Below are 25,966 nucleotides of genomic sequence, written 5' to 3'. Positions count from 1 at the left end.
CGTCACAGCACCACCTCGGTTTTCAGCGCGCGGGTTTCTTCAGCGCGTTCAAGCGCCAGGGTGATCAACCGGTCGATCAGTTCGGCGTAGCTCAATCCGCTGGCCTGCCAGAGTTTCGGGTACATGCTGATGGAGGTGAAACCGGGAAGCGTATTGACCTCGTTGATGATGATTTCCCGTGCCTCGGTGACAAAGAAATCCACCCGCGCCAAACCGGCGCAGCCCAGCACGCGATAGGCCTGCAGCGCCACTTCACGCACGGACTCGCTCATGTCTTCGGGCATCTGCGCGGGGATCGCGATGCGCGCCTGACCGTCGTTCAGGTACTTGGTGTCGTAGGCATAAAACTCGTCATTGGCCACGACCTCACCGCACACACTGACTTTCGGCTCGTGGTTGCCCAGCACAGCGCATTCGACTTCACGACCGACGATCCCCTGCTCGATCAGCACTTTGTTGTCGTAGTCGAAGGCCAGCTTCAGCGCCGCGGCATAGCCAGGTTCGTCGATGACCTTGCTCACGCCAACCGACGATCCCTGGCACGCCGGTTTGACGAAAAGCGGCAGGCCCAGCTGTGCGGAAACGCTGACAAAATCCACCGTCTCGCCACGCTGCAGGACCACAAACGGCGCCACCGAAATACCCGCATCGCGCAGCAACCGCTTGGTCACGTCCTTGTCCATGCAGGCCGCCGAGCTCAGCACATCCGGGCCCACGAACGGAATATCCAGCAGACGCAGCATGCCTTGCAGGCAGCCGTCTTCCCCGAAACTGCCGTGGATCAGCGGGAACACCACGTCGATGCGCGGCACCTCCTGCCCGGTCTGCACTTCCACGAACTGCGGCCCGCTGGCGCCCGGCATCAGCGAAAGCAGACGGCCGGACTCACTGATTTTGATGTGCGCGGGGTCGGTGGGGTTCTGCAGGTAATCCTGCTCGTCGAAGCGCAGCCAGTGGCCCTGCTTGTCGACGCCAATGAGGGTGATGGAAAAGTTGTTGCGATCAATCGCGTTGATCACGTTGCGCGCCGATTGCAACGACACTTCATGCTCGGAGGATTGCCCACCGAAAACGATGGCGACTGACTTTTTCAAAGGGGGATGCTCCTGAATTTCAGGTCGCAGAGCTAAAAGCAATTTGGCCCGATAGTCCAGTGCCAAGGTGGGGTGCGGGACCGAATACAGGAAAAACGGGCAAAAAAAATCCCGCGCCCGGGTGATCGACTGGCGATGCCCGGAGCGCGGGAGGTGCCGCTGTCATTCCTCTTTCTTGGCGCCGGAGCCGAAGGTGGCGAAGCGCTTGTTGAACCCGGCGATACGGCCTTCGGTGGTGGTCTTGCGCTGCTGACCGGTGTACATGGGATGCGACGCGCTGGACACGTCAAGGGCAACGTATGGGTACGAGTTGCCATCGGTGTGGGTGTGCGTGCGGTCGGTATCAACTGTGGAGCCGATCAGGAAAAACACATCGGCAGCGGTGTCGTGGAACAGCACTTTACGGTAGTCGGGATGGATGTCGGCTTTCATCGTCTTTCTCCAGAATGTAAACAATCATGTAATACGTTATACAGTATCAATTCGAGATAGTTCAACCCGAACCCATTTTGTAACGGTTACAACTTTTGCCTTTTCCGCCGCCTCCCCTGCCGCTAACGTTCGCGCCGCTGACGACCCAGCCCGGTCCTCAACGGGAACGGAATGAACAACAACAACACCAGGAGGTAGTGCCATGCACTTGATCGATCGATACGAAATGAGCGTCCCCGGACACATGAAGCTGATTGACGCCCGCAGCGCGTTGAATCACCTGCAGCGCCTGGTTCAGGCAACCGACGGCAAGCCTGAATCCGAGCAACTCGTCAGCCTGATCGCAACGATCGTGGAGGCTTTTCACGAAGCCGCTGACGACGTCATGCCGGTCAACGACCACGACGTATTCATGCGCCAGGCCTGCGAATGGAACTACATCGGGCTGTCTACCAAAGAGCGCGAAGTGCTTCACGAAATCCGTTGCTGCAATGACGACGGCAAGGAAGACATCTATCGAATGATCAGCGAGACACTGGACCGCAAGCCGATGCTGATGCCGGAAGCTCAGTAATCCACGGTTGCATTCAGGATCTGCGCGCGCAAAAAGGGGCGCCGTCGACAGCGCCCTCCCTTTTTTACTCCACCTGTCCGTATCCACCCTTTGCTTTTACCCCGCAAACCCGCCACCCTGCGCGCCGCCGATCAGACCCTGCTGACGGCAGGAACCACGGCCCCACTGGCCCCTCTTCTATAAACACCTTTGCAAGGCCCACCGTCATGACGAATGGACGCGACCATCGGATCGACTTCTTTCGGGGTCTGGCGCTGATTTTCATTTTTTGGGATCACGTGCCGGCCAACCCTTTCGCGCAACTGACGCTGCGCAATTTCGGTTTCAGCGACGCCGCTGAGGTGTTTGTGTTTCTCGCAGGCTATGCCGCTGTGCTCGCCTACGGTCGCGTAGCCCAGCGTGACGGTTACGTGGTGGCTTGCCTGCGTATCCTCCGGCGTACATGGGTGCTGTATGTCGCGCACATCTTCTTGCTGACGCTGCTGATGGGCATCGTTTTCGTCGCCAACAATCACGTCGAGACCCGTGACATGGTGCGGGAGATGGGCCTGGAGTATTTCGTCGGCAACCCGCAGCAGGCCCTGGCCGATGAATTGTTGCTGCGCTTCAAACCCAACCTCACAGACCCGCTGCCGCTGTACATCCTGCTGATGGGTTCGTTGCCGTTGATCCTGCCAATCATGCTGCGCAACGCGGCGCTGGCGATCGGCCTGTCGATTGCGCTGTACCTGATGGTGCCGCTGCTCGGCTGGAACTTACGCGCTTACGAAGGCGGCGGTTACTGGTATTTCAACCCGGTCGCCTGGCAGTTGATCTTCGTGCTCGGCGGGGCTTTCGCCTTGCATACCCAACGTGCGCCCATCGCAAAGAACCCTATTCGCCCGATTTGGCAACAGCCGCTGTTTCTGGTTGCTGCGGCTTACCTGCTGATGGCCGGCGTCATCACCGTATTATGGAAATTCCCCGACGTGCACAATGCGCTCTTGCCTACAGCGCTCGCCGAATTGATCTACCCCATCAGCAAAACTGACCTGTCGCCGGTTCGGCTGTTGCACTTCCTGGCACTGGCGTATGTCGTCGCGAAAATGCTGCCGACGTCGCTGTACTGGCTCGACAACTGGCCCGTCCAGCAGACCTGCCGGATGGGCCGCTATTCGCTGGAAATCTTCTGCCTTGGCGTCCTCCTCGCCCCGCTGGCCGACATGGCCAACGCGCTGGCGGACGATGCCTGGCAAATGCGTGTGATCACCGCGTTGCTCGGCCTTGGGTTGATGCTGCTGTTGTCGAACTGGCTGGAGTTGAACAAGCGGTTGGGCAGTCCGAAGGCGGCGCGGATGGTGGAGGTTTGATGGGCCCCTCACCCGCCAGTTAGCGGCCGGCACCTCACCCCGCTTCAAACGGTTCCAAGCCTCCATCCTCTCCTTCGATCGGATCCAGCGCGGTCCGGGACGGAGGTTGTACATCGGAAAGATTTCACGCCCCAGCGCACAAAATCCCCTCCGCGCCCACCAGCGTCTACGCTTGTATCAGTGCGATGTGCAGGCTGGACCGGGCTTACGATATGGGCGCTTTTTGGCATTCCGATACGAAGAAGGCTGTGGTCAAGGCTGACAGTCAGGGGAACGGATCAGTGCCAGCCCATGCTCGCCCACGGCGTTACGTGTGGCGATTTCTGCTGGTGGCGGTGGTGATGGCAGCGGTGATCCTGGGATTTGTGGTCTCGACCGAGGTGCGCAGCTCCCGTTTGCAGGCCCAGGAGTTCAGCCATCTGGCCCAAGGCCTGAGCTACTCCGTCGAAGCCGGTCCCAGTGGCGCGATTGTGTATCCCGGTGACGGACCTTTTGACAAACGTCTGGGCTATTCCGCCCTCGGCGAATTCCTGCCGCGCCTGCTCAAACGTGACTACCTGATCAGCGCCCAGGCGCGGTTTTCCCCTGAGCTTCTGTCCTACGCCAAGCGCGGTTTCTTCGTGCCGTATCAGGAGAAGATTCAGTCCGGCCTGACCATTTCTGACTGTCGCGCCGCGCCCCTGTATCAATACACCTACCCGCAGCAGTTGTATCCGAGCTTCGCCGCCATCCCGCCAGTGCTGGTTAACAGCCTGCTGTTCATCGAGAACCGCGACTTGCTGGATGATCAGCGGCCGCTGGCCAACCCGGCGGTGGACTGGCCAAGGTTCTTCAAGGCGGCGCTGTCCCAACTGGCGAAGATGGTGGGATTGCCGGGGCAATCGGCCGGTGGCAGCACCCTGGCCACTCAGTTGGAGAAGTATCGGCACTCGCCGGATGGCCTGACGCTGTCGGGCAGCGAGAAGATTCGTCAGATGGTGTCCGCCAGCGTTCGCGCCTATCAGCCGGGGCAGCAGACCCTTGAGGCGCGGCAGCGGGTGGTGCGGGACTATCTCAACAGCGTGCCGCTGTCGGCGGTCCCCGGTCATGGCGAAGTCCACGGCATGGCCGAAGGATTGCGGGTCTGGTACGGCGCGGACTTCGACCGCACCAACCAGTTGCTGGCCTCGGCGGCGAAGGACGAAAAAACCCTGGCGGCGCAGGGGCTGGCGCTGCGCGAAGTTCTGTCGCTGGTGATCGCCCAGCGCAGGCCCTCGCACTTTCTGGCGAAGGGCCGCAAGGAACTCGCGGAGTTGACTGACAGCCATCTGCGCGTGCTCGCACAGAATAATGTCATCGATCAACCGCTGGCCGACGCCGCTCTGGCCGCCAGCGTGACCTATCGCGACTGGGTGCAGCAGCCGACCGTGCAGCCGATTGAGAGCAACAAAGGTATCACCGTCGCGCGCACCCGGCTGTCGAACATGCTCAACCGCTCCCTTTATGACCTCGATCGCCTGGACCTGTCGGCCACCAGCACGCTGCAAAACGACCTGCAAGTTAGCGTCGGTCAGTACCTGCGCGACCTCGCCAAGCCTGAATTTGCCGGTCAGATGGGTTTGCTCGGCGAGCACCTGCTGACACCCACCAGCACCCAGGCGGTGCGTTACAGCTTCACCCTTTTCGAGCGCGACCCGGATGGCTCGCGGGTGCGGGTGCAGACTGACAGCACCGATCAGCCGTTCGACATCAACGAGGGCAGCAAGCTGGAGTTGGGTTCGACGGCCAAGATGCGCGTACTGACGACGTACTTGCAGATCATCGCCGAGCTGCACGAAAAGTACGCCGCTCTGCCCAACAGCGCTCTGAAGAAAGCCCCGGTCGAGGAGTCCGACCGTCTCAGCCGCTGGGCAGTGGATTACCTGGTCCAGAACAACGATCGCGACCTCTCGAAGATGCTCGCTGCCGCCCTCGATCGGCAGTATTCGGCCAGCCCCGGCGAAAGTTTTTTCACCGGCGGCGGCCTGCACCATTTCAATAATTTTCGCCGGGAGGACAACGCGCGCAACCCCACCCTTCGCGAGGCATTGCGCGAGTCGATCAACCTCCCGTTCATTCGCCTGATGCGTGATCTGGTGCGCTACACCACCTATCAAGGGCCCAACAACAGCGCGGTGTTGCTCAAGGACGACAGTGATCCGAGGCGTCAGGAATACCTGGCCGATTTCGCCGACCGCGAGGGCAAGTCATTCCTGTTGCGCTTCTGGAAGCGCTACAAAAACAAATCAACACAGGACCGGCTCGATACGTTTCTCGACGGCGTGCATCCCGCGGCAAGCCGTCTCGCTGCGGTCCATCGCTATCTACTGCCGGACGCCTCGCAAAGCGCGTTCAATGCGTTCGTGAGGGCGCACATGGCCGGGGAAAAGGGCAAGACGGCACTCACCGAAAAGCGCCTGGACGAACTTTATTTCGCCTACGGGCCCGGCAAGTTCGACCTGCCGGATCAAGGCTACGTCGCCCGCGTTCATCCGCTGGATCTGTGGTTGGTGGGGTATCTGCTGCAGAACCCGGACGCCACGTTCAAGGACACCGTCGCGGCCAGCCGTTTTGAGCGTCAGGAAGTCTACAGCTGGCTGTTCAAGAGCCAGCACAAGAGCGCTCGCGACAGCCGTATTCGCACAATGCTGGAAATCGAAGCGTTCCTGGATATCCACCAGCGCTGGCAACGGCTCGGGTATCCGTTCGATCATCTGGTGCCATCCCTGGCGACTGCGATTGGCAGTTCTGGTGATCGACCCGCCGCGCTCGCCGAACTCATCGGCATCATTCAGAACGATGGCATTCGCCTGCCGGTGCTGCGCATCGACAGCCTGCATTTTGCCGCGCAGACGCCGTACGAAACCCAGCTGATCAACAACCCCGAACTAGGCAAGCGTGTGCTGCCGTCGGAAGTCGCTGCGGCGATGCGCGAGGCGCTTTCGCAGGTGGTCGATGCCGGCACGGCAAGGCGCGTGTCCGGCAGTTTCAAAACCCATGACGGCAGCGTGCTGGCCATGGGCGGCAAGACAGGCACGGGCGACAACCGTATCGAAAGCATTGGCGCAGGCGGGCGCATCCTGGCGTCCAAGGCTATCAACCGCACCGCGACTTTCGTGTTTTTCATCGGCGACAACCACTACGGCACGTTGACCGCGTACGTCCCGGGACGCGCCGCCGAGAGCTTCAAATTCACCTCCGCCCTACCGGTGCAAGTGCTCAAGGGTATGGCGCCAATCCTCAATCCCTATCTGGAGCCGGGCACTTTCACCCAGTGCAAGGCCCCCGTTCCTACGCAGGTGGCGTCGCGCCTGTAGCCCGAAGTCACCGAGTTCATCCGTGGAAACCGGCCAACAACCGTTCGTCTTAACGCGTCTTGCGGAAACAATAAGATATATCTTAAGGTATATCTAACTTGTACCCAGAGATGAAAAACATGAAAGACCATTCACACGATCACCCTCACCACCACCGCCCTCACTTCGGCGAACACGGCGATGGCCGCGATGGTTTCGAGAAACGTACCGGCCGTGAACGCGGCGGCCGTGGGCCTCGGGTATTCGCCCCGGGCGACCTGAAATTGATGCTGCTGGCGCTGATCGCCGATCAGCCGTGCCACGGTTATGACCTGATTCGCCAGATCGAAGCGCTGTTCGACGGCGCCTACAGCCCGAGCCCGGGCGTGATCTACCCGACGCTGACCTTTCTGGAAGAGAGCGAGTTGATTCAGGGCGATGCCGATGGCGGCAAGAAACGCTATCGCATCACCGAGGCAGGCCAGCAGTTCCTGACCGAACAGGCCGTCGCGCTGGATGGCGTGAAAATGCGCATCGAAGTCAGCAAGCGCTCGCTGCGCGGCCATGATCGGCCGCCGGAAATCCACGAGGCCGTGCACAACCTGCGTCACTCGCTGCAGATGCACCACGGCCGCTGGAACCCTGAAGAAATTCTGCGGGTTCGCGACCTGCTGAACGACACCGCAAAAGCCATTGTCGACGGCCAACAACCTGCTGCGGAGAAATCTGAATGAATGCACCCCTGGGAATTCACCGCGTCAGCCACGAGATCAAACGTCGCACGCTGCAGGTGCTGAGGGTGACCGACATCACCCCGCGCATGCGCCGCATCACCTTGCACGGGCCGGAGCTTGAGGGGTTCATCAGTCTGGGCACCGATGACCACGTCAAACTGTTGTTCGCCACCACGCCCGAAGAGCAGGGGGCGCTGGACAGCAATGCGCCCCTGCAAAACGCTGAAGGCCCGCGCCCGGCGATGCGCGATTACACGCCTCGTCGTTACGACCCGCAGTCCGGCGAACTGGACATCGATTTCGTGCTGCATGGCGACGGTCCGGCGGCGACCTGGGCGGCTCAGGCTCAAGCCGGGCAAACGCTGAATATCGCCGGGCCTCGGGGTTCGATGATCGTGCCGGACATGTTCGACAGCTATGTGCTGATCGGCGATGAGACGGCCCTCCCCGCCATCGGTCGCAGGCTGGAGGCATTGCCGGCCGCTCGGCGTGCGTTGGTGGTGGTCGAAATCGATAACCCGGCGGAGCGCCAGGCGCTGACCAGTGATGCGCAGATCGAGGTGATCTGGGTGGTACGTGGCGAGCAGGATCTGGTTGAAGTCACGCGCCAATTGACCCTGCCGCAAGGCAGCTTGTATGCCTGGGTGGCGACCGAGTCGTCCTTGTCGCGCAAAGTGCGGCGGGTGCTGCTGGATGAGTTCAAGCTGGACGAGGCGGCCGTCAAAGCAGCGGGCTACTGGCGCGCGGACGGTTCGGACGAAGAATGAGGCCTACGCGCTACGAGAGGATAGTTGAATGCATCTGATCCCCCATTGTAGGAGCGCGCTTGCCCGCGAATGCGTTGGGTCAGTGCATGCAGCAGCGTCTGGGATTCTGCGATCGCGGGCAAGCGCGCTCCTACAGGATGGAAGTCAGCAATAAAGCTTGCGACTACTCTCTGCGGCCCAAAACCTTGTCTATGCCGAAAACGACCAGCCCGATCCCCACGAACCCGGCCAGCACGCCCAACGCGTTGGTCAGGGCTTTAGCGACGCCCAGCGTGCCGATATCGAGAAACGGATAGAGGTAGTCGCCGAAGGCATTTCCGCGTAACAACAAATAGCCGAAATAGAAGACGGGATACAGCATCCACATCAGCACATGTCGGGGCTTCAGCAGGCCTTTGGGCACGAAGAACAACCAGTAGCCGAGGAACAGCAGCGGCATGACGTCGTGCAGCAATTCATCGGCGACCCACTGCCAGCCCTCGGGCGTCCACAGATGGCGCAGCAGCAGGTTGTAAGCAAGGCTCACCAGAATGATGCTGGTGGTGATGCCGGCGCAGACAATCGGGGAACGGAAGAACCGATAACCCGCCGAATGCCGGTCAATGACGGCGCAGCTGAGCGCCACCGCCACCAGGGTGTTGGTCACCACGGTGAAGAAGCTGCAAAACCGGACGAGTCCGCCGAGGAGGCTGGCGTGGTCGATCCATCGCCCCCAGAGAATCAGATAGAGCTGCACCGCAAGCCCGAGCCAGCCGAGCATGGCGGCCGTGATGACAAAGCGGCGCCCGCCTGGAGATAGCTGCAACATGGGGCTGGGCATTCGGATCAGTCCTTGGCAATCGGCGATTCAGGTCAAGTCAGGGCCGCTTGGTGCGCGCCAGCTTGATGTACAACCCTTCGACCTTCTCCCGCGCCCAGGGTGTCTTGCGCAGGAACGTCAGGCTGGACTTGATGCTCGGGTCGCTCTTGAAGCAGCGAATGTCGATCCGCTCGGCCAGGCCCGACCACTCGTAATGCTCGACCAGCGCGATGAGGATCTGCTCCAGGGTCACGCCGTGCAGCGGGTTGTTGTTGGGTGTGGTCATGGCGGGCCTATGGACGCTGAGGGGACGGGCTGGTTGGACAAGAGGTTTCGCGAGCTGCGCACCTTAACGGACGCCGTAGTCAGTGTGAAGACTGCAAGCAGCCGACGAGGGCGACCGATTTCAAAATGATTGCTCTTTTGATGTTATGTTATAACACTTACAAATCGCATCTTTTGAATCGTTGTTCAAGGAAACGTCGCATGTCCCGTCTCTCACAAATCCGTCCGTGGCGCCTGACGCCGCTTGCTGCCGCATTGCTGATCACCTCACCTGCGTACGCCATCGAGGTGGAGCCGCAAATCATCACCGCCAACCCGCTGGGCAGCGATCAACTTGCCTCGCCAAGCACTGTACTGACCGGCGATGCGCTGACCCTGCAACAGAAAGGCAGCCTGGGCGAGACGTTGAACAAACAGCCCGGCGTCTCATCCTCCTATTTCGGACCGGGCGCGAGCAGGCCGATCATCCGGGGGCTGGACGGCGATCGCATCCGGCTTCTGCGAAACGGCGTCGGCGCGCTGGACGCCTCCTCGTTGTCTTACGATCACGCGGTGCCGCTGGATCCGGTCAACGTCGACCGCATTGAAATCGTGCGCGGCCCTGCAGCGCTGCTTTACGGGGGCAGCGCCATCGGCGGCGTGGTCAACACGTTCGACAACCGCATCCCAAGCGAAGCCATCGAGGGCATTCAGGGCGCGGGTGAGTTGCGTTATGGCGGTGCCGACACAACCCGCAGCAGCGCGGGCAAGCTGGAAGCGGGCAATGGCACTTTTGCGTTGCACCTGGACGCCAACGCGCGGGAGTTCAACGACCTGAAGATCCCGGGGTATGCCCGCACCGCCGATGAACGCGCGCGGGATCCGCAAGACGGCGACAAAAAACACCGCCTTGGCAACAGCGATGGGAGACAGGACGGAGGCGCGGTCGGAGGCTCCTACACTTGGGACGACGGTTACGCCGGGCTTTCCTACAGCAATTACGACTCCAATTACGGGTCGCCTGCCGAGCAAGGCGTGCGCATCCGCATGAAGCAGGACCACTACGCATTTGCCTCCGAGATCCGCAATCTCTCCGGCCTGTTCAGCTCGGTAAAACTCGACGCCGGTTATACCGATTACAAGCACATGGAGATCGAAGACGGCGAAGTCGGCACCACGTTCAAGAACAAGGGCTATGAAGCCCGCGTCGAAGCCCGGCATCAGCCAATCGGCCCGGTTGAAGGCATCGTCGGCGCCCAAGTGACGCGCAGCGAGTTTTCAGCACTTGGCGAAGAGGCCTTCGTCCCGCAGACCGATACTGACGCCGGTGCCTTGTTCATTCTGGAAGAGCTGCAGGCCACTGACCGCCTGAAGCTCAGCCTGGGTGGCCGCATTGAACACTCCACCGTGGACCCGGACGGCGGGGGCAACGAGCGATTCGCCAACGCCAACAGCTCAAGCAGCTTTACTGCAGGGAGCGTTTCGTCCGGTGCCGTTTACACGCTGACGCCGATCTGGTCGCTGGCGGCGACCCTTGGCTACACCGAGCGAGCGCCGACGTTCTATGAGCTCTATGCCAATGGCGCTCACGTCGCCACTGGCACGTACGAAGTCGGGGATGCCGACCTGTCCAAAGAGAAAGCCGTTTCCAGCGATCTGGCGCTGCGCTTCGACAACGGTATCCATAAAGGAAGTGTTGGCGTGTTTTACAGCCACTTCTCCAACTACATCGGACTGCTGGGCAGCGGCCGGACCTTAAACGATGAAGGCGCTGAAGACCCTGATGGCATCCCCGAATACACCTACTCAGGTGTGCGCGCTCGGTTTGCCGGTTTCGAGGCCAAGGATCACTGGAAGCTCGGCGAAACCCGGTATGGCAATTTCGCCCTGGAGCTGTCCGGCGATTACACCCGTGCCAAGAACCTGGATACCGGAGAGGCCCTGCCGCGCATCGCCCCTTTGCGGCTCAACAGCGGATTGTTGTGGGAAGTGGACAAGTGGCAAGCGAGGATCGACCTCGAACACGCTGCTTCGCAACGGCGCGTGCCGGATAACGAAACCGGCACCGACGGGTACACGACGCTGGGGGCCAGTGCCGGCTACACCTTCAAGGTGGGTGGCAGTCAGTGGCTGGCGTTCGTCAGCGGCGAGAACCTCACCAATCAGACCGTGCGCTACGCCAGCTCCATTCTGCGCGACATCGCCCCGGCTGAAGGCCGCAGTGTCGAAGTCGGGCTCCGGACGACATTTTAGAGCGCACACCTGAACGGTAACGCCGCAACTTGAGCGGCCCCAACGGGCCCCTCACTGAGTAGGACCGGCCTCAGCCGGGAAAGCATCATCTGCCACGCCGTACATCTACGGTGTTCGAACCGGTCTCTTCCCGGCTAAAGCCAGTCCTGCATTTGGGTCGCGCCAGCCGCCACGCCGCAAAATCCTACAATCTGGAGACCCCTTTTCTAAACCCCCATCCCCGCTCCCTCTGTAAGGGTCGGCGGGACATCAACCTGCTCTCTTACAAAGCATACACCCGGGCCAGACGATGGACAGCGCTACCCGGACTCCCCGCCACTATTACGCCGATCGCAACGATCCATGTCGCAATTTTGACTTTTTAAAAAATCGTTAGCGTCCTATCATCGCCGCCCTAAACGCTGAAACGGTTAATTCGTCATTTGTTAAGACCTTGCAATGCGCCTCCAAAGCGTTGCGAGCGGCATCGCCTTTTGCTCTCGAATAACTCAGAAAAGACCTCACGCCCTATGCCCCGTCATCTGAAACGCCCGATCTGCACCCCGACCTGCACATCGTCCCGAGCCCTTCGTCATGCCAGCGCGCTGAGCCTTGCCGCGCTGGGGTTTGCGAGCTGCGCCCATGCCGAGCCGGCGTTCGATAGCACGTCACCATGGATGCTGGGTGACTGGGGCGGCAAGCGCAGCGAGCTCTCCGAACGGGGCTACGACTTCAAGCTCGATTCCGTGGTCGAGGTGGGCTCAAATCTGCACGGCGGTTACAACCATGACAAGGCGACCCGTTACAGCGACCAGTTCGCCCTCGGTGCGCACATGGACCTGCAGAAGATCCTCGGCTGGCACGACGCCGAATTTCAGCTGACCCTGACTAATCGCAACGGCGATAACATCAGCAATGACCGCGTGGGCGATCCCCGCACCGGCACCATTTCGTCGTCCCAGGAAGTCTGGGGCCGAGGCAGCGTCACGCGCCTGACCGACCTCTGGTACCAGCAGAAATTTCTCGACCAGACGCTCAGCGTCAAGGTCGGCCGGTTCAACGAAGGCGAAGATTTCAACACCTTTCCGTGCGACTTCCAGAACCTGGCGCTGTGCGGCTCCCAGGTCGGCAATTGGGACGGCGGGATCTGGTACAACTGGCCGGTCAGCCAGTGGGCAATACGCGTCAAATATCAGCTGAGCCCTGAACTGTTCGTGCAGGTTGGTGCGTTCGAACAGAACCCGTCGAATCTTGAAAACGACAACGCCTTCAAACTCAGCGGCAGCGGCACCAAGGGCGCCGTGTTGCCGGTCGAGGTGGTCTGGTCGCCGAAGGTCAACGGCCTGCCGGGCGAATACCGCGCCGGTTACTACTACAGCACTGCCGACAGCAGCGACGTCTACAAGGACAGCAACGGCGGATACGCCGCCCGGAGCGGCGATGACTACGCCCCGTCGTCCAGCAAACACGGCATGTGGCTGACCCTGCGCCAGCAAGTCACCAGCGAGGCCAGCGACAACAGCCGGGGCCTGAGCCTGTTCGCCAACGGCACGCTGCACGACAAGAAAACCAACATGATCGACAACTTCGTTGCCCTCGGCGCGACGTACAAGGGCCCGTTCGACGCGCGCCCCGAGGATGACATCGGCGTCGGCATCAGCCGCATCCACGTCAACCCGGCGTACCGCAAGAACATCAACCTGCGCAATCAGGCCGAAGGCGTCTCGGACTACAACGATCCGGCGTTCCTGCCTGTGCAGGACACCGAATACAACGCCGAGATCTACTACGGCGTGCACGTCGCCAACTGGCTGACCGTGCGCCCGAACCTGCAATTCATCCGTCATCCGGGCGGCGTGAATCAGGTTGATGACGCACTGGTCGCGGGGTTGAAAATCCAGTCCTCATTCTGATCAGCACTCGTCCGTCTGCATCCAGGCATCGGCATTGAAGGCCTGGCTTAACCGCCGCGCCTTCACGCCAACACGCGTTAACCACCACATCGTTACGGAGTACAACACTTATGAGCACTGAGGGTGCTTTCGGTAAGGGTCGCCTGCTTCCGAGCTTGCTCGGGCTGGTGATTCTGATAATGGGTCTGGCCTTGCTGGTCGGCGGCATCAAACTGCTGACGCTGGGCGGGTCGCTTTACTACCTCCTGGCCGGCATCGGCTTCGCCATCACCGGCGTCCTGCTGATGATGGGTCGCAGCGCGGCATTCGGTCTGTACGCACTGGTGTTGTTCGCCAGTACCGTGTGGGCATTGTGGGAAGTGGGCCTGGATTGGTGGCAGCTGGTGCCGCGCCTGGCACTCTGGTTTGCCTTGGGCATCGTGATGCTGCTGCCATGGTTCCGCCGTCCGGTCCTGCGTGGCCAGGTCGGCGATGCCGGTACGCGCGCATTGGGCGCCGCCGTGATTGTCGCGGGCATCGCCGCATTGGCCAGCCAGTTCACCCACCCGGGTGAAATCAAAGGCCAGCTGGACCGCGAAACCGCCGGCACCACCAGCGCCGCGCCGGCCATGCCTGACGGCGACTGGCAGTCCTACGGCCGCACCGCCTTCGGTGATCGCTACTCGCCGCTGTCGCAGATCACTCCGGACAACGTCAGCAAGCTGGTCCCGGCGTGGACCTATCGCACGGGCGACATTCCGGGTCCGAACGATCCGGGTGAAACCACGGCCGAAAACACCCCGCTGAAAGTCAACGGCATGCTCTACGTCTGCACGCCGCACAGCCAGGTCATCGCACTGGACCCGGACACCGGCAAGGAAATCTGGCGCTTCGATCCGAAGATCAGCAGCGGCAAGGCGGCCAACTTCAAGGGTTGGGCGCACATGACCTGCCGTGGCGTGTCGTATCACGATGACGCCGCCTACGCTGCCACCGCGCCGACCGACGCTGCCGCACCTGCGCAAAGCCCTGCTGCTCCAGCGGTTGCCGGCGCAGCCAATGCCTGCCCGCGTCGTATCTTCCTGCCGACCGCCGACACCCGTCTGATCGCCCTGAACGCCGACACCGGCAAGATGTGTGAAGACTTCGGCACCAACGGCTCCATCGACCTGAGCGCCAACATCGGCACTTACGCACCGGGCGGTTACTACTCGACGTCGCCACCGGCAGTGACTAAAGACCTCGTGGTCATTGGCGGTCACGTCACCGATAACCTTTCCACCGACGAGCCTTCGGGCGTGATCCGTGCGTTCGACGTGCACACAGGCCGTTTGGTCTGGAACTGGGACAGCGGCAATCCGGACGACACCACGCCGCTTGCCGAAGGCAAGACCTACACCCGCAACTCGCCCAACATGTGGTCGATGTTCAGCGTCGACGAAAAGCTGGGCATGCTCTACCTGCCGATGGGCAACCAGATGCCTGACCAGTGGGGCGGCAACCGCACCGAGGCGTCCGAGAAATTCAGCGCAGGTCTGGTCGCACTGGACATCGCCACCGGTCACGTGAAATGGAGCTTCCAGTTCACTCACCACGACCTGTGGGACATGGACGTCGGCGGTCAGCCAACGCTCATGGACATGAAAACCGCTGACGGCGTGAAGCCTGCTGTTCTGGCCTCGACCAAGCAAGGCAGCATCTATGTGCTGGACCGCATCAACGGTCAGCCCATCGTGCCAATCAATGAAATCCCTGTACCCCAGGGCGCTGTTGCCGGCGATCACACGTCGCCCACCCAGCCGAAGTCCGATCTGAACTTCATGCCGCCGCCGCTGAAAGAGCGCGACATGTGGGGCGTGACGCCGTTTGATCAGATGCTCTGCCGCATCGACTTCAAATCCCTGCGTTATGAAGGCCCGTTCACTCCACCGTCGCTGCAAGGCACGTTGGTCTATCCGGGTAACTTCGGCGTGTTCGACTGGGGCGGCATTTCGGTCGATCCGGTGCGTCAGATTGCTTTCGTGAACCCGAGCTACATGGCGTTCCGTTCAAAACTGGTACCGGCGGCCGAAGTCGAAGGCGGCCCGGGTCGCAAGAGCGAAACCGAAGGCGTGCAGCCGAACAAGGGCGCCCCTTACGGTGTGATCCTCGAAGCGCTGTTGTCGCCAATGGGCCTGCCTTGCCAGGCGCCAGCATGGGGCTACGTGGCAGCGGTCGATCTGACCAACCACCAGACCATCTGGAAGCACAAGAACGGCACCGTGCGTGACAGCGCGCCGGTTCCGATCCCGCTGACCATGGGCGTTCCAAGCCTGGGCGGCACGTTCATCACCGCCACCGGTGTCTCGTTCCTCAGCGCAACGCTGGACCAATACCTGCGCGCCTACGACGTTCGTAACGGCAAGCAGTTGTGGGAAGGCCGTCTGCCAGCAGGCGCTCAAACCACGCCGATGACCTACACCGGCAAGGACGGCAAGCAATACGTGCTGGTCGTTGCAGGCGGTCACGGTTCGCTGGGCACCAAACAGGGCGATTACGTTATCGCCTACAAACTGCCGGATTGATCCGCGTCACTGATTAGCGTCGTGCAGTAACAGAAAAGGCGGTCCCGTGAGGTGACCGCCTTTTTTTCTGCGCATTGAAAAGTGGTTTCGCTAAAGGGGACTCACCGCTAAAGGGGACTGATTTATTTACAACGCTTCACCGTAAATTAATCTGTCCCCTTTCACTCGTCCCCTTTCACTCCTACTTCTCGATTACCTCCCCACGCTGAGGCGCGAGTCGAGCAATGAAGCGGTTCTGCGTCGGGACCGGAATGTGCTGCTCGTTCATCGCAGCAATGAGGTCCTCAACCAGCGCGTTGAAATCGCTGCGGCTGAGTTTCATGCCCTTGTGCACTTCCTCCAGGGAGTCACCGGTGTACGTGCATGGCCCGCCTGCCTCGACGCAGAACCGCTCAACCAGCTTGTCGCGCACCCTGACGATGTCGACCTTGGCGAAGTATTTATAGATGCGGTCATCCTGGGCGATGTGCAGCAGCATGCCTTCGACGATTTTCTGGATGCCGGCGCGCTGGCCCAGGTCCTGATAAAGGCTGTCGTCCTTGGGCGGCTGTTGGGCGCACCCCACCAGCAACGACAGACTGAGCCCGACGACCAGCCACAAAGACCGTCCCATCAAAAACTCCCCTGCACAGAAAGGTAGGTGCCGTTCTGGTTGTCCAGCGTGGCGATTTCACCGAGCCGGGCGTAGGCCAGCACTACGGAAACATGCTTGCTGGGAAACCAGCCGACAAAGAAGTCCGCCCAATCGCTTTCGCCGGCGAACGACAGATTATCGGGCTTCTCGCGGTAGTCCATGCCCACCGCCCAATGCGGGTTGAACAGGATGGCTGCGCCGCCCTCTTTCAGCACGCTGCGGGTATCGCGCCGGTCGCCGCCAAAGCCCATCAAACCGGTTTCGTTGGCGCGGCTGTACCGCAAGCCGGCGTTGACCACCACGTTGTAGCCAAAGGCCGCGCCCATGAACAGACGGCTCGCCGTGACGTAGCCCTCGACATCCGAATCCCGCTTGGCGCCGACCAGACTGGGGATGAGGAAATCGTTCTGGTGTTTGTATTCCAGGCCCGCTGAAACCTGCGGCAGCTGATCGTAGATCAGGTCGCCAAACAGGCGGACCTTCACGCCGAAGATGTCCTGGGTGAGGTTGTCTTCCGGAAGGTTGAGCTTGCTGACCAGTGATCCCAGATCGAAGCGTTGGTGGGCGTAGGAAATCTCGACGCGATTACCGTAGGACGCCGCAGCGCCGACCACATCCAGCGTGTAGTCCGGCAAGTCGACATGGGTCGCGAAAGCGTTGCCGCCCCACTCGCCCTGCTCGTCATACCCGGCCAGCATGGCCCAGGGAATGATTCCGCCGCCTGCGCCGCCTTCAATGCTGCTGGCGCCGCCGGTAGCAATCAGCCGGCCTTGCTCGGCCTCGGCCGCTGGTGAAGCCCACGCCGCGCAGGCCCCAACCACACTGGCCAGTACCACGGGGCTCAAACACGTCGAAAGAGTTCGTGCCATAAATCCCTGTTCCATCAATGCATCGTCATACGAGGTGGGAGCTGGGCCTGCGCAATCCAGGCTTCGAATGCGCTCGCACTCAGCGGCCGACTGATCAGGTAACCCTGCGCGGTGTCGCAGTGCCAGCGCTCCAGCAAGCGCAGGCTGTGTTCGTACTCGACGCCTTCGGCGACCACCTTCAGGCCCAGGTTGTGGCTCATCTCGATGGTCGACCGCACGATCACGGCGTCTTCACTGGTTTCATCCAGATCGCGCACGAAAGACTGATCGATCTTCAATTCCTGCACCGGCAGCCGCTTGAGGTGCGCCAGCGAGGAGTAACCGGTGCCGAAGTCATCCACCGACAGGCTGATGCCGAATTCGCGCAGGCGATTGAGCACTTTTAGAGACTGCTCGGGCTCGCGCATGATCGCGCTCTCGGTGATCTCGAAAATCAACTGTTCAGCCGGCACGCGGTACAGCTTGAGGAGCGCAGCAACGCGGTCAGGCAGATTGCCGTCCAACAGGTCGTCCGCCGAGATATTCACCGAGACCTGCAGAACCAGACCGCGCTGTGCCCACTCGGCCAATTGACGCAGCGCTTCTTCGATCACCCAGTTGGTAAGGATCTGAATACTGCCGGTGCGTTCTGCCAGCAGGATGAACTCGGCCGGCGATACCGATCCGAATTGCGGGTGCTGCCAGCGCAGCAAGGCTTCGGCCTGAGTGACCCGGCCGTTGCGGATGTCCAGTTTGGGCTGGTAATGCAGCGACAGTTCACCGTTGCGCGCGGCCTGACGCAGGTCGCGGATGAGGCTGATCTGGCGCAAGTGGGCGACATCCCGACCGTCCACATAGACCTGCAGGCGCCCCGGCAACTGCGCCGCGTCCTGCCGCGCAATAGACGCTCGCCTGAGCAGTTCGGTCGCCGAATCGCCATTGGCCGGATAGGCCGCGATGCCGATGCAGGCATCCATCGCGATGTCCTGCTCGCCGATGCGCTGGGGCTTGACCAATAAACGCTGCAGCCGGTCAGCCACCGCGACGGCGCTGTCGGTCTCGGCGTTTTGCACCAGCAGCAGAAATTCGTTGTCGGACAGCCGCGCCACCGTATCGCCGGGACGCAGCGGCTCTTGCAGTTGCTCGCTTATGATCCGCAGCAGTTGCTCGACGCCCTCAAGACCGACGTTGGCACTGATCGCGCGGAAGTTATCGATGCCCAGATAAAGCAGCGCCACAGGCCGTTGGGCAACCACTGCGCTGCCGAGGCGCTCCATGACCAACGCGCGATTAGGCAGACCGGTGAGTGAATCATGCAAGGCGTTGTGCGCCAGCTGCAGCTCACGCTCGGCGATCCCGCTCTGCATCGAATTGATAGCGCTGGCGAGCAGGCCCAGTTCGTCCCGCCGATCCATCACCACCGGCGTGGCGTAATCACCTTCACCAATACGCCGGGCCGCCTGGGCCAGGGCACTGACCGGCCGCGACAGGCTGCGCGCCAGTAACAACGCGCCGACCAGCGAACAGGCCAACGCCACGACAGTGATCCAGAACAGCGTCTTATCCAGCGGCGCGAATGCCTGCATGGCCTGATCCAGCGGGCTCTGCAGCAGGGCCACAACCTCGCTGTCGCTGTTGCTCCCCAGCCGCAGGGTTTTGCTCAGAAAACTCTGACTCTGATGCTCGGTCATCTGCATCTCGTCGCTGGGCGGGTTCATCATCACCCCGCGCAGGCTGTCGAACAGCGGAGCTGGCTGGGTGCTGATCATCTGGCCCGGCTGCTTTTGCACGATCGACAGAAACGACACCTGCAAACCGCTCAACGAGCGCAGTTCCTGTGCCAGATCACCGTCCATGCTGAAGCCCATCACCACGCGGGCGATCGGCAACGGCGCGAGCACGGTGCTTTCCACCAGCAAGTGAGGCTGGCCCTGCAACGGCACGATCAGCATCGACTGGTTCTTGCCCTTGAGCTCACGCAACGCCTGAATGTAGGGGAACGGCGAGCCTTCGGGGATCTGCGCGACGGTGCTGGCCATGACCGTGCCGTCCATGCCCAGCAGAAACATGTCATTGGCGTTGATTCTGGCGCCGTGGTTGAGCAGCACCGAGCGAATGGTCGCCGAATCTGCGGACGCCACGGCGTCACGGAAGCCAAAATCGGTGGACAGCAACTGCACGGCGTCGCGCAGCCGTTTGCCACGCATTTCCAGCAAGCCTTCAAACACCCGGGTGCCGACCTCAAGCTGCGCCTGGGCCTGTTTGCGCACCGCGTCCTGGGTCGCAGCTCTCACCGCAATAAACACGGCGAAGACCACGATCAGCAGCAGCATGATCAACACGCCGGCAATCCGCGCCTGGAAGCTGATGCGCACCTTCATTCGTGGGCCGCTTTATGAAAGGCATCGCCGAACGCGCTGGACGGTGGCGCGGCGGGGGTGTTATCGGCGTCGGGCTGCACGGCAATGCTAAACCGTTGCTTGAGGCCGCCGGCGGGAATGTCGATGTCGCCACCGGACACGGGCAGCATGTCGGCGGCCTGGGGATGCCAGAGGGTGACGGTGTAGTGACCGGCAGGCACTTGATCCAGGCTCAGCATGCCCTTGTCATTGCTCACGCCGAACCACCCATCGTCGGTGACGTACACATACCCGAGCATGTTGTCGTGCACGTTGCAGCCGAGCACGACCACGCCCGGCTTGTCGAAAAGCACAGGGGCCGTCGGAGTATCTTTATACAACCGTAGTTCGAAGCGCTTGGGCGTCGAGAACGAATACACTTGATGGCGGATTTGATCGCTGTTGGGGAATCTGATTTCCGTACCAGTTCGCACCGCCAGCACGTGGGGGGCAAATTGCACATCGCGCTGGTCCATGTCGGCTTTCAGCGTCCCGGCCGTCGGCGCAGTTTCGCCGCGCAGGGTGAGCACCGCATCGGGGAGCGGCTTGCCCTGCGCATCGACGAATTCCGCGGTCAGGCTCGCCGCACCGGCGAGATTGCCATGCAGCGCGGTTACAACCAGCAACAATGAAATAAAAACGTGGCGCATGACAGGTGTTCCAGACAACGAGGCCCGCAGAGAGCCTACTTGGCAATGATTTCCAGCGTAGCCCACAGATCGACGGTCAGCGATTTCAGACGGACTTCCAGCAAAGCACGTGGCGATCACTTATGGGATACCACGGCCTGGTGCAACGCCACACAAGTTTTTAAATCAGCGTGCTTAGTCATTGCTATCGACCGACGCTATTGAAACCTGAGGCCTTGCGCCCCATCTAAGGCTCATCTCCATTTATGCAGGTGCCCCATGAGCGACCAGCAATCCGACGCCAACCAGCCGCACCCGGACGACGATCACGAGCACGAAATCCTCGGCTCCGACAGTAAGCGTCTCGCCCTTCCCGGCCAGAATCTACCGGATCAGGTGTACATCATCCCGATCCACAATCGTCCCTTCTTTCCCGCACAAGTGCTGCCGGTCATCGTCAATGAAGAGCCCTGGGCCGAAACGCTGGAGCTGGTCAGCAAGTCTGATCACCACTCGCTGGCGCTGTTTTTCATGGACACCCCGCCCGACGACCCCCGTCATTTCGACACCAAGGCGTTGCCGGAGTACGGCACGCTGGTCAAGGTGCACCACGCCAGCCGTGAAAACGGCAAGCTGCAGTTCGTCGCCCAGGGCCTGAGCCGCGTGCGCATCAAGACCTGGCTCAAGCATCACCGCCCGCCGTTTCTGGTGGAGGTCGAATACCCGCACCAGCCTAACGAGCCGACCGATGAGGTCAAGGCCTACGGCATGGCGCTGATCAATGCGATCAAGGAACTGCTACCGCTCAATCCGCTGTACAGCGAAGAATTGAAGAACTACCTCAATCGCTTCAGCCCCAACGATCCTTCCCCGCTCACGGATTTCGCCGCTGCCCTGACCTCCGCCACGGGCGTCGAACTGCAGCAGGTGCTCGACTGCGTGCCCGTGCTCAAGCGCATGGAAAAAGTCCTGCCGATGCTGCGCAAGGAAGTCGAAGTTGCTCGCCTGCAGAAAGAAATCTCCGCCGAAGTGAACCGCAAGATCGGCGAGCATCAGCGCGAATTCTTCCTCAAGGAACAACTGAAGGTCATTCAGCAGGAGCTGGGTCTGACCAAGGACGATCGCAGCGCTGACATCGAACAGTTCGAAGAGCGTCTGGTGGGCAAGACCCTGCCGCCGCAGGCACGCAAGCGCATCGACGAAGAGATCAACAAGCTGTCGGTGCTGGAAACCGGCTCGCCGGAGTACGCCGTCACGCGCAACTACCTGGACTGGGCAAGCTCGGTGCCGTGGGGCGTGTTCGGTGACGACAAGCTCGACCTGAAACATGCGCGCAAGGTGCTCGATCAGCACCACGCCGGCCTTGATGACATCAAGAGCCGCATTCTCGAGTTCCTCGCCGTCGGCGCCTACAAAGGCGAAATCTCCGGTTCCATCGTGCTGCTGGTCGGCCCGCCGGGCGTAGGTAAAACCAGCGTTGGCAAGTCAATCGCAGAATCCCTGGGCCGTCCGTTCTACCGTTTCAGCGTCGGCGGCATGCGCGACGAGGCCGAGATCAAAGGCCACCGTCGCACCTACATCGGCGCCCAACCGGGCAAGCTGGTGCAGGCGCTGAAAGACGTGGAAGTGATGAACCCGGTCATCATGCTCGACGAGATCGACAAGATGGGCCAGAGCTTCCAGGGCGACCCGGCCTCGGCGCTGCTCGAAACCCTGGACCCGGAGCAGAACGTCGAATTCCTGGACCACTACCTCGACCTGCGTCTGGATCTTTCGAAGGTGCTGTTCATTTGCACCGCGAACACCCTGGATTCGATTCCCGGCCCGCTGCTGGACCGTATGGAAGTGATTCGCCTGTCCGGCTATATCACCGAAGAAAAGCTCGCCATCGCCAAACGCCATCTGTGGCCCAAGCAACTGGCCAAGGCCGGTGTCTCGAAAAACAGCCTGATGATCAGCGACAGTGCACTTCGCGCGGTGATTGAAGGGTACGCGCGGGAAGCCGGCGTGCGGCAGCTGGAAAAACAGCTGGGCAAGTTGGTGCGAAAGGCCGTGGTCAAGCTGCTGGACAACCCGGACACCGTGGTCAAAATCGGCCCGAAAGAGCTGGAAGCCTCGCTGGGCATGGCGGTGTTCCGCAATGAGCAAGTGTTGTCGGGCACCGGCGTGATCACCGGCCTGGCCTGGACCAGCATGGGTGGCGCGACGCTGCCGATCGAAGCCACGCGCATCCATACGCTCAACCGCGGCTTCAAGCTCACCGGCCAGTTAGGCGACGTGATGAAGGAATCTGCCGAAATCGCCTACAGCTACGTCAGCTCGAATCTGGCGAAGTTTGGCGGCGATAAGAGCTTCTTCGACGAAGCCTTCGTTCACCTGCACGTGCCAGAGGGTGCGACGCCCAAAGACGGGCCAAGTGCCGGCGTGACCATGGCCAGCGCGCTGCTGTCCCTGGCGCGTAATCAGGCGCCGAAAAAAGGCGTGGCCATGACCGGCGAACTGACCCTGACCGGGCACGTACTGCCGATTGGCGGCGTGCGGGAGAAGGTGATCGCGGCGCGTCGGCAGAAGATCTACGAACTGATCCTGCCGGAAGCCAACCGCGGCAACTTTGAAGAACTGCCGGATTACCTGAAAGAAGGCATCACCGCGCACTTCGCCAAACGCTTTGCGGATGTGGCGAAGATATTGTTTTAAGCACAGCCTCCGCGACTGCGCAGCGGCGACGACCGGCCAACGCCGAACGTCAGCGCTGCGCTAGCGCAGAACTTGTAGGAGCGCGCTTGCCCGCGAAGAGGCCGGCTGATCCGACGCATATTCGTCGTTCGTGCCTGCGTCTTCGCGGGCAAGCGCGCTCCTGCAATTTGTACTGCGTCACCCGCCAGCTCCGCATGTACACCAGGCGACCTTCTGCCAGGTTTCTGAATCTTCGGTTATGCTCCCTCCCATGTTGCCTATGACCGGAGCCTTCATGACCCCCGCCCGCCTGCTCGTCCCGCTCAGCCTTTCCCTCCTTGCCGCCTGCGCCCAGACGCCTAGACAAATCGTTTCCCTCGACGATCAGCAAGACTGCCCCCTCACCCTCAAAACCGGCCAGACCCTCATGCTGATGCTGCCCAGCAATCCCACGACCGGTTACCGCTGGCTGGTGCAAAACCCGGCGCCGTCGATACTCGGCAGCCTCGGGCCTGAGGTATTTAATTCTTCCAAAGACGTCGGATTGGTCGGTGAAGGCGGTCAGTCAGTCTGGCGCTACCGAGCCGCCAATCCCGGCACGGGCCATCTGATGATGGTCTATCGACAGCCCTGGGCTCCAGAAGTAGCGCCAGAGCGCAGCTTCGATTGCGTCATCACGGTGAACTGAGCACCTGCTGACGCCACGCTCGCCCGCGCAGGAACGACGATGCCCGCGACCGGCTGATCAGTCGCTGGGCATTGGCGTGGGTCGCTGTTATTCGGCCAGTAATTGCGAGGCATCGAAGCCCATGCGCAAGTTGCCCCAATGACGACCGTCGAAGAAGAACGGCACGTCGATTTCGGTCATGATTTCGCCAGTGTCGCGCAGGTACGTTTGCAGCAGGAAGCGCTGTTTGTTAGCCGCTGCGCGCAGGCCGATGGGGTCGGAAAACATGCGCTTGTTCCGGCAGACCGGTAGGTCTATAGCCCGATCGCCCGTAGGTTTTTTCGACACCCAGCTGTTATTCACCGGGCAGTAGCCCTTGGTGTCGACGATGAAGGTGACCTTGCCCCCCAGCGTGCCTTTAGTCAGCGCGTCGCACTCTTCCTGACAGATCTGGGCGAAGCGCTCGCTGTAGCTGGTCGTGTATTGCTTGGGATCGGTACCGGGAATCAGTTTGTAGTTCTGATCGAACAGGTTAACGCCCTCACGTTGCAGCGCGGCCAGACGCACCTGGAGCCGGTCACGGCAATGACTGGCGCGGGTAATGCCGGCGTCCAGCGCGCCATGCCCAAGGACAAACCGGCCCAGCAGCGCCTGGACCTTTTCAGCCACGCCCGACAGATCGCGGGTGGCGGTGGCGGAATGCTGCATGCGCTGGTCGATGGACTGGCTGTCCGCGTGAATCTGGGTGACGCGGTTGTTGATGCCGGTGTTGCTGTCGGCGAACTGCAAGATGTGCGAGGCGATGTCCTCCAGCTTGATGTGGGTGGATTCAAAGTCGCCGATCATGCTTTCAAAATGTCCCGACGCGCGCTCGACCACTTTCTGGGTTTCCCGGGCGCTATGACTGATCTGAGTGGTCTGCTCGTGGGTCGAGCTGACTTCCAGCAACATGGCGTCGATGTTCTGGGAAATGTCCTCGGTGGCGCGGCTGACGTTCTGGGCCAGGGTCCGGACTTCGTCGGCAACCACCGCGAAACCACGCCCGCTCTCCCCCGCACGCGCCGCCTCGATCGCCGCGTTGAGCGCCAGAAGGTTGGTCTGCGAGGAAATCTGTTGAATCAGCCCGACGATGGATTTGATGCTCGATGAGCGTTGGTTCAGCGCCGAAACCAGCGTGCCGAACTCATTCAGGCTGGTGGAAATCTCACTGATGTTGCCCGTGACTTCCAGCAGTTCGGTATAGGAATCGCGGGCCATGCTGAGGTTCTGCGCGGTGGTCCCGGAAATGCCCTGGGTCTGCCGGGACACCTCGGCAATCCGCCCGACTGCGTCGTTGCTCTGCTCCATGACTTCCCTGGCGAAGCGCGCCTGATGGGTCGCACTGTCGCTGGAATCACTGATGTTTTTCAACGAGCGCGCGGACTCCACGGCAATGTGCACGGTCAGCGCCTGAACGCTGCTGATGATCTCCCGCTGCTTGGCGAGAAAGCGGTTGCAGGTGCTCGCCAGCACGCGAATTTCATCGTGGGTCAACAGCGGCAAGTCCTTGGACAGGTCGCCCTCGCCATTGGCAATGCCTTCCAGCGCCAGGGTCATCTGGGTCACCGGCCGCACGATCAAGTGCCGGAAATACCAGACCATGAAGCTGACCAGACACAGGGTAAACAGCGTGCTGCCTAGAATGGCATTGCTCAGCACATCGAGTTTGCCCTCGATAACGCTGAGGGTCCCCGCCGGCAGCTGCGCGCTGCGCAACTGCAGCAGAATGTCCGCGCGCAGGCTCACAGCCACCCAGTACACCACGGCACTCACCACCACCATCAGAAAAAGGCTCGACAGCTTCTTGGTCAAAGAATCGAAAAACTGCCGCTCGATGGACTCGTACAACGCCTTGAACGCATGCATGCCACGGTTCCCTGTGCCAGGTAATGAAATGGGTTGCGAATTATGGTGTTTCGACTGACGGGGCCAAAGCTTTAATGCTGCGGGTTAAGGGCACGCGATCATGGTCAGCGCTACAAGCAACACCTGCGCAAGGAATAAATGACATTGATTCTCAACATTAACTTACCGATAATTGAGAACCATCATCATTTGT

General features: G+C 61.1%; 19 protein-coding genes. 10 read left to right on the top strand and 9 right to left on the bottom strand.

From position 1 onward, the window contains the following. Positions 1-2: 2 nt before the first annotated feature. The gene (ddlA, locus tag BMY98_RS11470) at positions 3-1,094 is read right to left on the bottom strand and encodes a D-alanine--D-alanine ligase (protein ID WP_074888920.1); all 1,092 of its coding nucleotides are present in this window, start codon (positions 1,092-1,094) and stop codon (positions 3-5) included. Between the two features lie 162 nt (positions 1,095-1,256). Then, positions 1,257-1,526, bottom strand: coding sequence for a type B 50S ribosomal protein L31 (locus BMY98_RS11465; protein ID WP_074888917.1), 270 nt, complete (start codon positions 1,524-1,526; stop codon positions 1,257-1,259). Between the two features lie 202 nt (positions 1,527-1,728). Here BMY98_RS11465 and BMY98_RS11460 point away from each other — a divergent pair, with 202 nt between their 5' ends. The 5 genes from BMY98_RS11460 to BMY98_RS11440 all read left to right on the top strand — a co-directional run bounded on the left by BMY98_RS11460 (position 1,729) and on the right by BMY98_RS11440 (position 8,264). Further along, a complete protein-coding gene (locus BMY98_RS11460; protein WP_074888914.1) occupies positions 1,729-2,100 on the top strand; it encodes a hypothetical protein in 372 nt (123 codons plus the stop codon). A gap of 206 nt (positions 2,101-2,306) precedes the next feature. Further along, on the top strand, positions 2,307-3,449 hold the full coding sequence (locus BMY98_RS11455) for an OpgC domain-containing protein (RefSeq protein ID WP_074888911.1): 1,143 nt from the start codon (positions 2,307-2,309) through the stop codon (positions 3,447-3,449). Between the two features lie 212 nt (positions 3,450-3,661). After that, a complete protein-coding gene (locus BMY98_RS11450; RefSeq protein ID WP_074888908.1) occupies positions 3,662-6,784 on the top strand; it encodes a transglycosylase domain-containing protein in 3,123 nt (1,040 codons plus the stop codon). 119 nt (positions 6,785-6,903) lie between these two features. Then, positions 6,904-7,497 carry a PadR family transcriptional regulator gene (locus BMY98_RS11445; protein WP_074889057.1) on the top strand — a complete coding sequence of 198 codons (594 nt, stop codon included), beginning with the start codon at positions 6,904-6,906 and terminating at the stop codon, positions 7,495-7,497. Continuing rightward, entirely contained in the window at positions 7,494-8,264 is a 771-nt protein-coding gene (locus tag BMY98_RS11440) for a siderophore-interacting protein (protein ID WP_074888906.1), read from the top strand. The genes BMY98_RS11445 and BMY98_RS11440 overlap by 4 nt, the downstream gene beginning before the upstream one ends. Positions 8,265-8,427: 163 nt before the next feature. On the opposite strand, the gene BMY98_RS11435 is transcribed toward BMY98_RS11440, so the two are convergent. Both BMY98_RS11435 and BMY98_RS11430 read right to left on the bottom strand, forming a co-directional pair. After that, positions 8,428-9,084, bottom strand: a complete 657-nt coding sequence (locus tag BMY98_RS11435; protein ID WP_074888904.1) for a Pr6Pr family membrane protein — start codon at positions 9,082-9,084, stop codon at positions 8,428-8,430. Positions 9,085-9,121: 37 nt separating this feature from the next. After that, positions 9,122-9,349, bottom strand: a complete 228-nt coding sequence (locus BMY98_RS11430; protein ID WP_074888901.1) for a VF530 family protein — start codon at positions 9,347-9,349, stop codon at positions 9,122-9,124. 200 nt (positions 9,350-9,549) lie between these two features. Here BMY98_RS11430 and BMY98_RS11425 point away from each other — a divergent pair, with 200 nt between their 5' ends. The 3 genes from BMY98_RS11425 (at position 9,550) to BMY98_RS11415 (ending at position 16,015) form a co-directional block, all read left to right on the top strand. Then, positions 9,550-11,580: a TonB-dependent receptor gene (locus BMY98_RS11425; protein WP_074888898.1), complete on the top strand. Its 2,031-nt coding sequence runs from the start codon at positions 9,550-9,552 to the stop codon at positions 11,578-11,580. Positions 11,581-12,089: 509 nt separating this feature from the next. Beyond that, positions 12,090-13,472: a carbohydrate porin gene (locus BMY98_RS11420; RefSeq protein ID WP_083398766.1), complete on the top strand. Its 1,383-nt coding sequence runs from the start codon at positions 12,090-12,092 to the stop codon at positions 13,470-13,472. Positions 13,473-13,582: 110 nt separating this feature from the next. After that, positions 13,583-16,015, top strand: a complete 2,433-nt coding sequence (locus BMY98_RS11415; RefSeq protein WP_074888895.1) for a glucose/quinate/shikimate family membrane-bound PQQ-dependent dehydrogenase — start codon at positions 13,583-13,585, stop codon at positions 16,013-16,015. A 181-nt stretch (positions 16,016-16,196) separates the two neighbouring features. On the opposite strand, the gene BMY98_RS11410 is transcribed toward BMY98_RS11415, so the two are convergent. Genes BMY98_RS11410 through BMY98_RS11395 form a run of 4 tightly spaced genes read right to left on the bottom strand, consistent with a single transcriptional unit; the run spans position 16,197 to position 20,546 of the window. Next, complete coding sequence (locus tag BMY98_RS11410) at positions 16,197-16,628, bottom strand: group I truncated hemoglobin (protein ID WP_074888892.1); 432 nt, start codon at positions 16,626-16,628, stop codon at positions 16,197-16,199. Further along, positions 16,628-17,518, bottom strand: coding sequence for a DUF3034 family protein (locus tag BMY98_RS11405; protein ID WP_074888889.1), 891 nt, complete (start codon positions 17,516-17,518; stop codon positions 16,628-16,630). Before BMY98_RS11405 ends, BMY98_RS11410 begins: the two co-directional genes overlap by 1 nt. A gap of 14 nt (positions 17,519-17,532) precedes the next feature. Continuing rightward, entirely contained in the window at positions 17,533-19,878 is a 2,346-nt protein-coding gene (locus BMY98_RS11400; protein ID WP_074888886.1) for a bifunctional diguanylate cyclase/phosphodiesterase, read from the bottom strand. Further along, a complete protein-coding gene (locus tag BMY98_RS11395) occupies positions 19,875-20,546 on the bottom strand; it encodes a methylamine utilization protein (protein WP_074888883.1) in 672 nt (223 codons plus the stop codon). Before BMY98_RS11395 ends, BMY98_RS11400 begins: the two co-directional genes overlap by 4 nt. 258 nt (positions 20,547-20,804) lie before the next feature. On the opposite strand from BMY98_RS11395, the gene lon reads away from it, so the two are divergent. After that, positions 20,805-23,222, top strand: coding sequence for an endopeptidase La (gene lon, locus BMY98_RS11390; protein ID WP_074888879.1), 2,418 nt, complete (start codon positions 20,805-20,807; stop codon positions 23,220-23,222). Positions 23,223-23,496: 274 nt separating this feature from the next. After that, positions 23,497-23,889, top strand: a complete 393-nt coding sequence (locus BMY98_RS11385) for a protease inhibitor I42 family protein (protein ID WP_074888876.1) — start codon at positions 23,497-23,499, stop codon at positions 23,887-23,889. An 87-nt stretch (positions 23,890-23,976) separates the two neighbouring features. On the opposite strand, the gene BMY98_RS11380 is transcribed toward BMY98_RS11385, so the two are convergent. Continuing rightward, positions 23,977-25,773, bottom strand: coding sequence for a methyl-accepting chemotaxis protein (locus tag BMY98_RS11380; protein WP_074888873.1), 1,797 nt, complete (start codon positions 25,771-25,773; stop codon positions 23,977-23,979). Positions 25,774-25,966 lie beyond the last annotated feature (193 nt).

Origin of the sequence: Pseudomonas graminis, assembly GCF_900111735.1 — a bacterium.
In the GTDB taxonomy this organism is placed as follows: Bacteria; Pseudomonadota; Gammaproteobacteria; order Pseudomonadales; family Pseudomonadaceae; genus Aquipseudomonas; species Aquipseudomonas graminis.
The sequence above is the reverse complement of the archived record's forward strand: the minus strand, read 5'-3'. Positions and strand labels throughout refer to the sequence as shown.